Annotated in this window: 13 protein-coding genes, 1 tRNA gene and 1 pseudogene; 5 read left to right on the forward strand and 10 right to left on the reverse strand. The window is 36.7% G+C overall.

All coding sequences use genetic code 11. The features are described from left to right. Positions 1–4 precede the first annotated feature (4 nt). The 5 genes from CSB87_RS04430 to uvrB all read right to left on the reverse strand — a co-directional run bounded on the left by CSB87_RS04430 (position 5) and on the right by uvrB (position 6322). Positions 5–739 (reverse strand): hypothetical protein, encoded by a 735-nt coding sequence (locus tag CSB87_RS04430; protein ID WP_004885863.1) that lies wholly within the window; start codon positions 737–739, stop codon positions 5–7. Between the two features lie 149 nt (positions 740–888). Next, entirely contained in the window at positions 889–2346 is a 1458-nt protein-coding gene (locus CSB87_RS04435) for a glyceraldehyde-3-phosphate dehydrogenase (protein ID WP_002052743.1), read from the reverse strand. Positions 2347–2562: 216 nt separating this feature from the next. Beyond that, positions 2563–3510 (reverse strand): EamA family transporter RarD, encoded by a 948-nt coding sequence (rarD, locus tag CSB87_RS04440; RefSeq protein ID WP_079376984.1) that lies wholly within the window; start codon positions 3508–3510, stop codon positions 2563–2565. A gap of 108 nt (positions 3511–3618) precedes the next feature. Continuing rightward, positions 3619–4206: a lipocalin family protein gene (locus CSB87_RS04445; protein ID WP_002052730.1), complete on the reverse strand. Its 588-nt coding sequence runs from the start codon at positions 4204–4206 to the stop codon at positions 3619–3621. Positions 4207–4300: 94 nt separating this feature from the next. After that, complete coding sequence (gene uvrB / locus CSB87_RS04450; protein WP_004707569.1) at positions 4301–6322, reverse strand: excinuclease ABC subunit UvrB; 2022 nt, start codon at positions 6320–6322, stop codon at positions 4301–4303. A 179-nt stretch (positions 6323–6501) separates the two neighbouring features. Here uvrB and CSB87_RS04455 point away from each other — a divergent pair, with 179 nt between their 5' ends. After that, complete coding sequence (locus tag CSB87_RS04455) at positions 6502–7293, forward strand: hypothetical protein (RefSeq protein ID WP_002052788.1); 792 nt, start codon at positions 6502–6504, stop codon at positions 7291–7293. 143 nt (positions 7294–7436) lie between these two features. Beyond that, positions 7437–8870, forward strand: a complete 1434-nt coding sequence (locus tag CSB87_RS04460) for a diguanylate cyclase domain-containing protein (protein ID WP_031953063.1) — start codon at positions 7437–7439, stop codon at positions 8868–8870. 32 nt (positions 8871–8902) lie between these two features. Here CSB87_RS04460 and CSB87_RS04465 read toward each other — a convergent pair whose 3' ends face one another. Next, positions 8903–9082: a hypothetical protein gene (locus CSB87_RS04465; RefSeq protein ID WP_000139632.1), complete on the reverse strand. Its 180-nt coding sequence runs from the start codon at positions 9080–9082 to the stop codon at positions 8903–8905. 208 nt (positions 9083–9290) lie between these two features. Here CSB87_RS04465 and CSB87_RS04470 point away from each other — a divergent pair, with 208 nt between their 5' ends. Next, the gene (locus tag CSB87_RS04470; protein ID WP_031953064.1) at positions 9291–10526 is read left to right on the forward strand and encodes a pyridoxal phosphate-dependent aminotransferase; all 1236 of its coding nucleotides are present in this window, start codon (positions 9291–9293) and stop codon (positions 10524–10526) included. Positions 10527–10577: 51 nt separating this feature from the next. Here CSB87_RS04470 and CSB87_RS04475 read toward each other — a convergent pair whose 3' ends face one another. Then, positions 10578–10988: a GFA family protein gene (locus CSB87_RS04475; protein WP_031953066.1), complete on the reverse strand. Its 411-nt coding sequence runs from the start codon at positions 10986–10988 to the stop codon at positions 10578–10580. A 186-nt stretch (positions 10989–11174) separates the two neighbouring features. Between CSB87_RS04475 and CSB87_RS04480 the strand changes: the two genes are divergently transcribed. After that, positions 11175–11612, forward strand: coding sequence for a PaaI family thioesterase (locus tag CSB87_RS04480; RefSeq protein ID WP_004707558.1), 438 nt, complete (start codon positions 11175–11177; stop codon positions 11610–11612). A 14-nt stretch (positions 11613–11626) separates the two neighbouring features. On the opposite strand, the gene CSB87_RS04485 is transcribed toward CSB87_RS04480, so the two are convergent. Then, positions 11627–12055, reverse strand: coding sequence for a hypothetical protein (locus CSB87_RS04485; RefSeq protein ID WP_031953068.1), 429 nt, complete (start codon positions 12053–12055; stop codon positions 11627–11629). A 41-nt stretch (positions 12056–12096) separates the two neighbouring features. After that, a pseudogene (locus CSB87_RS04490) lies at positions 12097–12232 on the reverse strand (hypothetical protein). A gap of 58 nt (positions 12233–12290) precedes the next feature. On the opposite strand from CSB87_RS04490, the gene CSB87_RS04495 reads away from it, so the two are divergent. After that, a tRNA-Asn gene (locus CSB87_RS04495) sits at positions 12291–12366 on the forward strand. Positions 12367–12554: 188 nt separating this feature from the next. Here the strand turns inward: CSB87_RS04495 and CSB87_RS04500 are convergent. Then, complete coding sequence (locus CSB87_RS04500) at positions 12555–13313, reverse strand: SDR family oxidoreductase (protein ID WP_031953070.1); 759 nt, start codon at positions 13311–13313, stop codon at positions 12555–12557. Positions 13314–13325: the final 12 nt, after the last annotated feature.

Consider the following 13325-nt stretch of genomic DNA (forward strand, 5'->3'; position numbering starts at 1 on the left):
CTTCCTACTTATTCTGGTTCTGTGCAGGTAAAGATGTAGCGTTATCATCTTTAACACGATTAAGGCTCATGCTTGATAGAGGTATTTTTAACTCGCCATGCTCAATTTTAACTGGCAAAGTATTTTTGACATCTACTGAAGCATTTAAAGCAGTTTTTACAGGTACATTCAAACTACCCTGAATTGGAATATTTGTTTTTAATTGGGCATTTAGTGGAATATGAAGATCTTCTTTTAAAACCGTTTTAACTGGAGCATCAAACTTCAAATGAACTTTTTGATCGAGCGGTACTTGAATATCAATAGGTACATCAAGCTTTAAGGGAATATTCCCTTTTAATGGCAAAGTAATATCCTTACCCAATACTCTGACTTGAACTTTGGTGTCTATTGGTAAGCTTTGATCAACTTTTAACGTTTCTTTTACAGGAATAACTGTGCTGATTGGCACCATATTATCGAAATAGACACGAGGAGTTAACGTCTGTGTTAAAGGTATCGTTAACTTTTCATTAATAGGAATATTCGCATTTACTCGGCCTTTTACATCGACATTTAAAGCATCTTTTACTTTGACCTGTACCTGTAATGGTTCTTGTAAATCAATCGCTACAGCTTGGTTTTTCAGCGGAATATAAATATTAAAATGCTTGAAAACCCAAATGGCGATGAGCACACCACATATATTCGCGATGATGATGAAAAAGAAGACTATCAATAATCTTTTAAACTGCTGCAATTCCAATCCCTTACTATTTCTTTTTGTTCCTTAAATCCTATTCTCATTGATTTCTAAAAAATAATCAGCATATATTTTGTACGGTTGTAAAAAAACCCAGTCTAAACTGGGTCTTTTTGTCACATACTTTTATCTAACGTTAAATCAAATTAAGCATTAGTTTCTGCAGGGATTTTTGTATAGCTTACGCCACACATTTGTTCAGCAATACGTAATACTTGGCAGCTATAACCTACTTCGTTATCGTACCAAACATATGCAGTTAAACGGTTACCTGAAGTAATTGTTGCTTGAGCATCATATACACCAGCAGTACGAGAACCGATAAAGTCACTCGATACAACTTCTGTAGAGTTGGTATAACCGATTTGACCTTGAAGTTTAGAGTTAATCGAAATTTGACGAATGTATTCGTTCACTTCTTCGCGATCAACTTCTTTATCAAGTGTTAAGTTTAAGATTGCAAGAGATACGTTTGGTGTAGGAACACGTACAGAGTTACCAGTTAACTTACCTTTTAATGCAGGTAATGCTTTAGCAACAGCTTTAGCAGCACCAGTTTCAGTAATAACCATGTTCAATGTAGCAGCACGACCACGACGATCAGCTTTGTGATAGTTATCAATTAAGTTCTGGTCATTTGTAAATGAGTGAACTGTCTCAACGTGACCATTAAGAACTTTATATTTGTCATCCAATACTTTAAGAATTGGAGTGATCGCATTTGTTGTACAACTTGCAGCAGAAATGATTTTGTCTTCATCTAAGATGTCAGAGTTGTTTACACCAAATACAACGTTTTTCATTTCGCCTTTACTTGGTGCAGTTAATACAACACGTGCAACACCTGGGCATTTCAAATGTTGGCTTAAGCCTTCAGCATCACGCCATTTACCAGTGTTGTCGATTAAAAGCGCGTTTTCAATACCGTATTGAGTATAGTCTACTTCACTTGGGCTAGATGCATAGATCACTTTGATGAAGTTACCGTTAGCAATGATTGCTTCGTTTTCTTCATCAACAGAAATTGTACCAGCGAAAGTACCGTGAATAGAGTCACGACGAAGTAAAGAAGCACGTTTTGCTAAGTCACCGTCAGAAGACTTACGAACAACAATCGCTTTAAGGCTTAAACCACGACCTAAACCTGATTGGCTAATGATTAAACGAGCTAAGATACGACCAATACGACCAAAACCGTAAAGAACTACATCTTTAGGTTGTTCAGAAGTTGCGCTACCTTTAATTGACTCAACTGCTTGAGCAACAAAAGCGTCAACATCACCGCCTTTTTCTTTATATTCAACTGCAAGTTTACCGATATCAACTTCTGCAGAACCAATGTTTTCAACTTTTGCTAAAGCTTCTAAAATTGGGAAAGTATTTACTACAGAAAGCTCAACATCTACAACACGTGTACGACGGTGAGTTTTCAAAATTTGAATAACAGAACGGTTAATTAAAGAGCGACCGTAAACAGATACGACAATATTTTTTTCACGGTATAATTGACCGATTAATGCAATCATACGTTCCGCGATTTCTTCACGGTTTTTCCAACGGCCTTGGTGTTCAGCGTGCAGGGCGATGATAGTGTCTTTGCTCACAGATACGTCCTCTAATTAATTATATCTAGGCGTGATTTTTAAAACCCCGTAATTGTAATGGAATTATTAGCAAGAATGAATCAAAAGCTGACGTTAGTGACTAGATTTTCCCAAAATTCATCATAAATTCATAAAATACCTATAATTATTTTTTATTATCTTATTGTTTAAAGCAGCTAAATTTTTGCTTTTTCTTACTTTTTAGATTCTGTTGCTCTAATCATGAGCATCATTTTTTAATCTTTTTTGATATTTTTCGAGATTTAATTGCAAATTTTTGGCTTTTTTCTGTTGCTGATAAAGATGGAATGCACCTTCTAGCACAAGTACAAATACAGCACACCAAATTGGAATATAAGTAAACCATTCTTCTTGACCAATGCTTTCCCCTAGCACTAAGGATGCTAAAGCAAGTAACACTGGTTCAAGATATCCAAGTAAGCCAAATACAACTAAAGGTAAAAAACGACTTGCTAATATGTAACATCCCAAGCCTATAGCACTAAGTACTCCTAATCCTGCAATTACTAAGGCAAGAGTTGGTTGATCGAAAAATTTACTATATGGCAATAATCCTGTATGTGTTAGATAAATCGCCACAGGCATGATGATCAAAAGGTCCCACCAAAAACCACCTAAATTATCTGTTTTAATTTTCTTGCGTAACAAGAAATAAGCTGAGTAACCAATGGCCACCAAAGCAGTTTCCCAAGCAATACTTCCTAAACGAAAAATCTCATGGCCGACACCAACTATTGCCAGAATAATAGCGACCCACTGAAATTTTGATATTTTTTCCCCATATAGCACACTACCAGCCAAAACCAGCACAAGCGGTAGAAGGAAATATCCCAAAGATACTTGTAAACCACGTCCATGCATGGGTCCCCATAAAAAGAGCCATAGCTGTACCGATGTTAAAATTGAGGTTGTTATGAGTAACAAAAGTAAAGAAGGTTTTGCCAAAATACGTTGATAGATATTTTTAATATGACTTAAGTCACCACTCCACCACATAAATAGAGTTAAAAATGGCAAAGTAGCAATAATACGCCACCCAAATGTTTGTTCGCTATCAAGTTGACCAAGTAGTTGAGTATAGAAATAAAGAACACCGAAAGTTAATGATGCCATGACAGAGAAAATCACGCCTTTTAACATCATTAACCTCTTTACACTTTAAGAAAAATAAAGCGATACAATACTTGATTTATCCACTATAAAAAAGAAAAAACCATGCGAAAACATGGTTTTTTATTAAGCAGAATTTATTTATTCTTTGTGCTCAGTATGAATAACATCACGAATATCAAATCCTAATGTTTTGGCATAATTTAGATATTCATCAATCAATTCTTTTTTGGGATGTGGTGTTCTAGATAATACCCAAAGATACTTACGTGAAGGCTCCCCTACTAAAACAGTTTGATAGTCTTCATCCAGCTTTAAAATCCAGTAATCTCCACGAATAACCGGAATCCATCTCACAGCTTCAGGTAAAAAACTTACTTTTAATTTTGTGTTATAGGGTGGATTAACTACAAAAGCTTCGCCAATAGATTGCTGTAATTGCTTCTGATTATCGTAGCAGCGATTATCTACAACGATATTTCCATTTTCATTTAAAGTGTAAGTTGCAGATACGTTGTAAGCACATTTTTTTTGGAAAAAAGCCGGTTTACGTGCGACTTCATACCACACACCTAAATAACGGTCTAATTCAACTTTATCGACAGTTGGTAAAGGCTTCTGCTGGGCATAGGCATATGTTCCAACGGCTAAGCCAGTTAGAACAATCCCGCCCAATGCAATTTTTGCCAAGCGCCAACTGGCTTGCGGAACATTATTTCGAAATGCCATTGTTGCCCTCAACTATTAGTTGTGAATACAAAAATAACTTAAACATCTACAGTAGCTTGTTTTTTAAACAAATCATGTAGTGTTATGTATCCATTTATTGCAACATTTGCGCTTTTAAACGAACGATTTCATCACGAATACGAGCCGCTTGCTCAAATTGTAGATCTTTAGACGCCTTTAACATTTCTTTCTCAAGCTTAGTAATATGCTTACTGAACAATTTAGGGTCAGAAAGAATATGACGGTCATCAGCACTTAGTGCTTGTGCCTGCTCCAATATTTTCTCATCAATTTGATCATCTGAAAGCACTTCACCCGTATCAATTTCTTTCACGGCCTGACGGACTGCACTACGTGGTGTAATACCATGCAGCTCGTTAAACTCGATTTGTTTAGCTCTACGGCGTTCTGTCTCATCAATTGCTTTTTGCATAGAGTCGGTAATTCTATCTGCATATAAAATTGCCTTACCTTTCACATTTCGCGCAGCACGACCAATGGTCTGAATAAGTGAACGTTCTGAACGTAAGAAGCCCTCTTTATCTGCATCTAAAATAGCAACTAAAGAAACCTCTGGCATATCTAAGCCTTCACGAAGTAAGTTAATACCGACCAAAACATCAAATACGCCTGTACGTAACTCATGAATAATTTTGACACGTTCAACCGTATCAATATCCGAGTGCAAATAAGCGACCTTAACACCATATTCTTTTAAATAAGATGTTAAATCTTCCGCCATACGTTTTGTTAAAGTCGTCACCAATACACGTTCATTTAAGTTCTTACGAATATTAATTTCAGAAAGAACATCATCGACTTGAGTAAGTACTGGGCGAACTTCAATTTCAGGATCAATCAAACCTGTAGGACGAACGACCTGCTCAACCACTTGTTCTGACTTCTCCAACTCGTATTTGGCTGGCGTTGCACTCACAAAAATAGTGGTCGGAACAATACGTTCCCACTCTTCAAATTTCATTGGGCGGTTATCAAGCGCACTTGGTAAACGGAAACCATAATTCACCAAGTTTTCTTTACGTGAACGGTCACCTTTATACATTGCGCCAATTTGAGGAACCGTTACATGTGACTCATCAATAATAAGTAAAGCATCGTCCGGTACATAATCAAATAATGTCGGTGGTGCTTCACCTGCTGGACGGCCTGATAAATGACGAGAGTAGTTTTCAATACCATTGGTATAACCTAACTGCTGCATCATTTCCAAATCATAACGAGTACGCTGTTCGATACGCTGAGCCTCAAGCAACTTGTCATGTTCACGGAAGAACTTAAGCTGGTCTTGAAGTTCATCCTTAATGGTATCAATAGCACGCGTTAAGTTGTCTTTTGGCGTTACATAATGACTTTTCGGATAAATCGTAACACGTGGTACTTTGCGCACCATCTTACCGGTGAGTGGATCAAACCAACGAATTGAATCTACTTCATCATCAAAAAGTTCAATACGAATTGCGTGTTGGTCAGATTCTGCCGGGAAGATATCAATAATTTCGCCACGAATTCGATAAGTACCACGTAAAAATTCAAGCTCATTACGGGTATATTGCATTTCAACCAAACGGCGAATAATTTCGTCTCGACTCACTCGGTCACCCTGAACCACATGCAATAACATTTGCATATAGGCATTTGGGTCACCCAAACCATAAATAGCAGAAACAGAAGCTACAATAATTGCATCACGACGCTCTAACAAGGCACGTGTTGCAGATAAACGCATCTGGTCAATATGGTCATTAATTGCTGCATCTTTTTCAATAAATGTATCTGAAGACGGAACATAAGCCTCGGGTTGATAGTAGTCGTAATAACTTACGAAGTATTCAACTGCATTATTTGGGAAGAAGGCTTTAAATTCACCATAAAGCTGGGCTGCTAATGTCTTATTGTGCGCCATTACAATGGTTGGTCGCTGTGTTTGGGCAATCACGTTTGCCATGGTATAGGTCTTACCGGAACCAGTCACGCCCAAAAGTAACTGATTACGAAAACCTTTTTCGACGCCATTTACCAGCTTTTCAATTGCCTGTGGCTGATCACCCGCTGGCTGGTAATGAGTGACCAAATCGAAAGGTTGATTTTCGTTCACAGTTCTCTCTCTTTATAAAAAATTTGAATTTATCGTCTAGCAATTTAATGGGGATTTTTTCCCTAATTTAAAGTCTGTAGCCAGATTAATATACAGCGAAAATATTAAGCATCTTGACACTTGACCAATGCTTTAAACGGTTGCAACATGAACTTATCCATTAGATAAAAAGCATAACCATGACCTATCAATATCATGATGAAAGTATTGTAACTGAACTCCCTGAAGATACAGTGTTTGTCTTCGGTAGTAATATGGCTGGGCAACATGGTAGTGGAGCCGCACGTGTTGCCAGTCAGCATTTTGGGGCTGTAGAAGGTGTGGGACGTGGCTGGGCTGGACAAAGCTTTGCAATTCCAACCTTAAATGAACACATTCAACAAATGCCTCTCTCCCAAATCGAGCATTATGTTGAAGACTTTAAAATTTATGCAAAAAATCATCCTAAAATGAAATACTTTGTCACTGCTTTAGGATGTGGGATCGCGGGTTATAAAGTTTCTGAAATTGCCCCGCTTTTTAAAGGCATATATCACAACGTGATTTTTCCAGAATCCTTTAAACCTTATGTTGAAGATAATGCTGTTTCACAGTTTCCGACACTCACTCAAAAAATGGTTCAAAGTTTTATTAACGATGAGGTTATTTTTTACTTTAATCATGGCAGTGAATCTTTTGAAGATGCTTTAGATAAAACTGATTTATCAGATGCTGAAAAAGCAATAGCGCTGATTGTTTTAAATGAAGAGTTGTACCCTCGTGACCGCTATGGCAGAGGCCGAGAGCACGAATTGAGTGATATTTTAGGTAAGCTCAATGGCAAGATTTTCAATATTCATGGTAACTCAGAAGGCGCAATGATTTTTGTCAGTGTCATTGTGGCACTGATGGAACTTTATGATTTTGATGAACAAGACTTCATTAAATTATGGCGCGGCGAGAAAAATATCGACCACCCGATTAACCGTTAATTTATTTTGATATCTTATGAGTAAAGCAGATAAATTCTGCTTTCTCATTATTTTAATTATTCTAAAGATTTAAATTGATTATTTTCCCAAATCCTAATTTTTCTCATTATACTTTAAGACAAACTGAATACTTAAAGAAACAAATGGAAACTTTAGATTCTTCAATTTTTGACCTAACCCCAATTCCAATGTGGATTGAGGACTTCAGTGAAGTTAAACAGCTATTTGATCTATGGAGAAATCAAGGGGTCGAAAACCTTTATGAATTTCTAAGTCAAAATGAAAATTTGATTGTCGAATGCGCCCATAAAATTAAAATTATTAAGGTCAACCAAAAAGTATTAGAACTCTTTGAAGCAAAAAACCAAGAAGAATTATGCGCCAATTTAAATCTTATTTTTAAAAAAGAGATGTTTGAAGCTCATGTTCATGAACTCGAAGCGTTATGGAATGGCAAAACTCATTTCTCAAGTACCACTATAAATTACACGCTCTCTGGTAAACGTATTGATGTACAACTACGGGGAGCAATTTTACCGGGTTCTGAAACTACATTTGACCGTATTTTAATTACCACCGAAGACATTACGCCTTATCAAAATGCACTTCGTCAGGAAGAGAAAAATCGACGTCTAGCAGAATCAATGTTTATCTACTCCCCCACTTCTCTTTGGGTTGAAGATTTTAGCCGTATTAAAAATAGAATTGATCAGCTTAGGCTATTAGGTATTGAAGACTTTAGAACTTTTCTAGATGTACATCCTGAATTTGTGCGTCAATGTATCGAAGATATTTTAATTTTAGATGTTAACCAGTCGACTCTTGATTTATTTAAAGCACCCGACAAAACCGCTCTCTTAAAAAATACGCATAAAATTTTTGCTGAAGAGATGGTGGAAACTTTTAGAGAACAACTAATTGAACTCTGGCAAGGAAATATTCACCATAAGCGTGAAGCCGTTAACTATGCATTAGATGGCCAAATCAGAAATGTTTTACTGCAATTTACCGTATTCCCCGGTTATGAAGATACTTGGGGATTGGTACAGGTTGCTCTTACAGATATTACCGCACGAAAGAAAGCTGAAAATTATTTAGAATATTTAGGTCAGCATGATGTACTGACTAAACTTTATAACCGTGCTTTCTTTACAGAAGAGCTTAATCGTTTAAACCGCAGCATTATTCGTCCTGTTTCTTCAATTTTTTTAGACATGAATGGTTTAAAAGAAACGAATGATCAACTTGGCCACGATATTGGTGACGGTTTATTACGTCGTGTGGGGAATATTTTAAACCAAGCTATTACGAATACTGCTTATACTGCCTCCCGAATTGGTGGAGACGAGTTCGTAATTTTGATGCCTGGTGCAGATGAGGCAAATGTATTGATTATGCTTCAAACTATTCAGGAGCTTTTTAATATCGATAATCAATATTACTCAAGCCATCCTATTAGTATTGCAATTGGACACGCAACGACAAAAGAAAATGAACAAGTGGAAGAGATGTTAAAACGTGCAGATCATCACATGTATCAAAAGAAAAAAATTTATTATCAAGAAGTACTACAATAATAAAAAAAACAGGCATATTGCCTGTTTTTTTATTAACGCTTACCCATAGAACGACGAGTACCACGAGGTGGCATCCAAGTTCTATCTGCATATTGCTCTGGCTTCGGACGCACTTGGTTGTGTACAGCATCGCCAGCTTGGTTGCTTTCATTAGGCATTGGGAATGGCAATTTCACCAAAGCCTTTTTCTGTTTTGGCTGTTGCTCAGTCATAATTCAGTCTCGATATTTCGATTGCGATTTATTATAAAGGATTTTTCTCATTTCTTTCGAAAAAAGCTTCAATTGAATAAAACCGCAACAAGAACGTTTCTAAATTAAACTTTTTTACATCTAAAAATACCCACATCCGCAAATTACTTAATTTTTGCGATAAGATAGTATGCTTTTTATTTTTTAATCCCATAAGAGGAATATTGCCGTGGACGTACGTCTTTCTGATCGTGTCAATGCCATCAAACCGTCCCCTACACTTGCTGTAACTAACAAAGCTGCTGAGCTTAAAGCTGCTGGCAAGAATGTGATTGGTTTAGGTGCTGGCGAGCCAGATTTTGATACCCCTCAACACATTAAAAATGCTGCAATTGAAGCGATTAATAATGGTTTCACCAAATATACGGCTGTAGATGGTACTCCTGGGTTAAAAAAAGCAATTATTGCTAAGTTTAAGCGTGATAATAATCTTGATTATCAAGCGAACCAAATTTTGGTTTCATGTGGTGGTAAGCAAAGCTTCTTTAACTTGGCACTTGCATTATTAAACAAAGGTGATGAAGTGATCATCCCTGCTCCATTCTGGGTAAGCTATCCAGATATGGTGATTATTGCTGAAGGTACGCCAGTTATTGTGAAATGTGGTGAAGACCAACGTTTCAAAATTACACCTGAACAATTAGAAGCTGCGATTACATCAAACACTCGTTTAGTGGTATTAAACAGCCCATCTAACCCAACAGGTATGATTTATAGCAAAGCTGAATTAGAAGCTTTAGCAGAAGTTTTACGTCGTCATCCACAAGTATTTGTTGCTTCTGATGACATGTATGAACCAATTCGTTGGGAAGATGAGTTCTACAACATTGCAACTGTTGCTCCAGATTTATATGACCGCACAATTGTTTTAAATGGTGTATCTAAAGCATATGCGATGACTGGTTGGCGTATTGGCTATGCAGCCGGCCCAGCAAAAATCATTGGTGCAATGAAAAAAATCCAGTCTCAATCAACTTCTAACCCAACTTCAATTTCACAAGTTGCTGCTGAAGCTGCATTGAATGGTCCACAAGATGTTTTAGAGCCAATGATTGAAGCGTTTAAACGTCGTCATGACTTAGTAGTTAATGGCTTAAACGACATCAAAGGTATCTCTTGCTTACCTGCTGATGGTGCATTCTATGCGTATGCAAACATTCGCCCTCTTATTCGTGCAAAAGGCTTAAAGTCTTGCACAGAATTCTCTGAATGGTTACTTGAAGAAACTGGCGTAGCAGTTGTTCCTGGTGATGCATTTGGTTTAGGCGGCTTCATGCGTATTTCATATGCAACAGCTGATGAAGTACTTGTTGATGCGTTAGCACGTATCAAAAAAGCTGCTGAATCAATCGAAGGTGTGGATGCTGCAATTGCATCTATCGAAGCTGAAAAAGCTGCTAAATAATTTGTAAAACTAAAAAAGGCCTCAAAATTGAGGCCTTTTTTATAATTAAAATTATTCTGGGTTAAATAGCGCAACCACCTCGGCCCCAGTTAGTTTCTTGGTATCATTCTGAAAATTATAAAAATCGGGTTTTGAATCAATAAAAATTTCCATATCAAGGTGTAAACCTTCTACTGGCTCATTTAAGGAAAATGCATTGATATTGCAATAACTATGATCTTTAGTTCTCCAAAAAATTATTGTTCCACAAGCATTACAAAAGCCCCTTTCACCCCATTCAGAAGAGTTAAATACACTAAGATGCTTTTGCTGAACAAACTTTAAACTACCTTTAACTACATCAACTGTCATAATGACACCACTGGTTTGTCTTCGACACATCGAACAATGACAAACATGAACATCATGATTTTTTAATTCAACTTCAAAAGTTGTTTCACCACATAAACACTGACCGTTCATTATTATTTTCCATACGAAATTTATATTTTTAGATTTATAAAATATTCTGCCTAATTCAACTTTACAAGTTTATGAACAGTTAACGCAACTATTTTTCTGGTATTTAGCAACTTGACAATAGTTTGTTTAACGCCTAACTTATCAACAAGTTCCATTTTAGAACTTTATTGATTGAAGGACTCAAAAATGAAAAATCCTATGGAAATGACAGGCCTCGAATTTTTACAAGCCATGGTTGAAGGCCACATTCCGCCTGCGAGTATTAGCAAAACTATACCTATGCAACCCACTGAAATTTCTGAAGGATCAGTAACTTTTAAAGCACAAGCAGATCATAGCCATTTAAACCCTTTAGGTGGCGTACATGGTGGTTTCGCTGCAACTGTTCTAGATTCAGTGACTGGCTGTGCTGTGCATACGATGTTACCCGCCGGTGTAGGTTATGGAACTATCGATCTGAATGTAAAAATGTGTCGCCCTATTCCTCAAAATCAGACTTTAATTGCTACAGGTAAGATTATTAATATAAGTAAAAATTTGGGTATTTCCGAAGGCAAAATTATTGATGAAGAAGGTAAACTTTATGCTTATGCAACAGCGACTTGTATGATTATTCGACCATAAAAACTAAGGCAGCTTTAAACGGCTGCCTTTTTTATTAAGTCAGGAAGATCTGGACGGTCACAAGTTTGTGCAACCACATAAGGTGCCCAAATATTCTTAAGTTGAAGCTCTATCACTTTATGAAACTGAGTAGACCAAGCTAAAACTTTATTTTTACCCCACAATAACTCCCCTTCGAGCTGGAAAATATAAAGGGGTTTAGATTGATCTAATATATTGCAAGACTTTAAAACTTTCAGTGAAATATGCGCATCCCATTTTGAACTAAACCAGAGTTGTAATAAGTCACCTAAGTACAAATCCTGCTTTTTAAATGGAAAAGCATTGATCCATGCATCTTCTACAAGTGTGTAATAAGATTCTGGTTGATTTAAAATATTGAGATAATTGCGTTGATAAAAATCAAAATTAGAAAAAATAGAAGCAACAGTAAGTGTTTTCATACTTATCTCCGATTTAGCCATTTTAGTGCTGGCAAGTTGGTTTAAATCCACACTGTTTGGATTACTCCAAACGCTTGTTCTTTTTTGAATCTAGCAATTGAGTTTTTAAAGTGCAAGTAATTTATATCCTCGCCACTCAACTTGATCAAATAAAAAGCATACAACACAAAAATGAATGAAACATGACGATTTTCACTTGACCCTTGTCAAAATCTCCTTATAATCGCATGCAGATTCTCCCATAGCTCAGTCGGTAGAGCGACGGACTGTTAATCCGCAGGTCCCTGGTTCGAGCCCAGGTGGGAGAGCCAAATATTAAAAAGCCCGCAGCATTAAAGCGGGCTTTTTTATTGCCTTCTATTAAAGTATACCTATAAAAAAAATCCCCTACTGCCTGTAGAGGATTTGCTTTTCATAATTCGAATATTTACCAGATCGAATCATTAGATCTAAATTTAAAGAATAACCTCTCCATCTTTAGATCATTTTTAAAATTCTATTATTCGACTTCCACAACTTTTAAAGGGTTAAAAGTTTGCGTTGTTGGCATCATTTCTATACGGTTAATATTAATATGCGGTGGTTGCGATGCAATCCATGCGACCGTATTTGCAATATCTTCAGGCAAGATTGGATTCTTTTTATCATATAAACTACTAGCTTTCTCCTGATCCCCCTTAAAACGTACAAGAGAAAATTCGGTACCACCACACAACCCTGGCTCAATATTCGTTACTCGCACGCCAGTACCAGCCAAATCTGCACGTAGATTTAAACTAAACTGCTCTACAAAAGCTTTTGTTGCCCCATATACATTACCACCAGGATATGGATATGTTCCTGCAATTGACCCCATATTAATAATTAGACCCGATTTCTTCTGCACCATACTTGGTAAAATTAGTCGGGTAATAGTAACCAGCCCCTTAACATTGGTATCAATCATCGTGTACCAATCATCTAATTCAGCTTTATCTGCTGGCTCTAGACCCAATGCCAAGCCTGCATTATTGACCAGTAAGTCAATTTGATCGATTTGAAATTCATTTGGTAATTCTTTAAATAACTTATTTATATTTTCTACTGTATCTGTCATATCAAACACGAGTGGGTAGAATTTCTCACCAAGTTCTTGTTTTAATTCTTCTAGTTTTTCTGCCCGTCTTCCGCAACCAATAACTTTATAGCCCAACTCAATCAATTTTTTTGAAATGCTATAACCAAAACCTGCCGATGCACCTGTAACTAATGCTAACATTCTTATATCCTT

The sequence above is a fragment of the Acinetobacter sp. AR_0276 genome (assembly GCF_003000705.1).
Lineage (GTDB): Bacteria > Pseudomonadota > Gammaproteobacteria > Pseudomonadales > Moraxellaceae > Acinetobacter > Acinetobacter nosocomialis.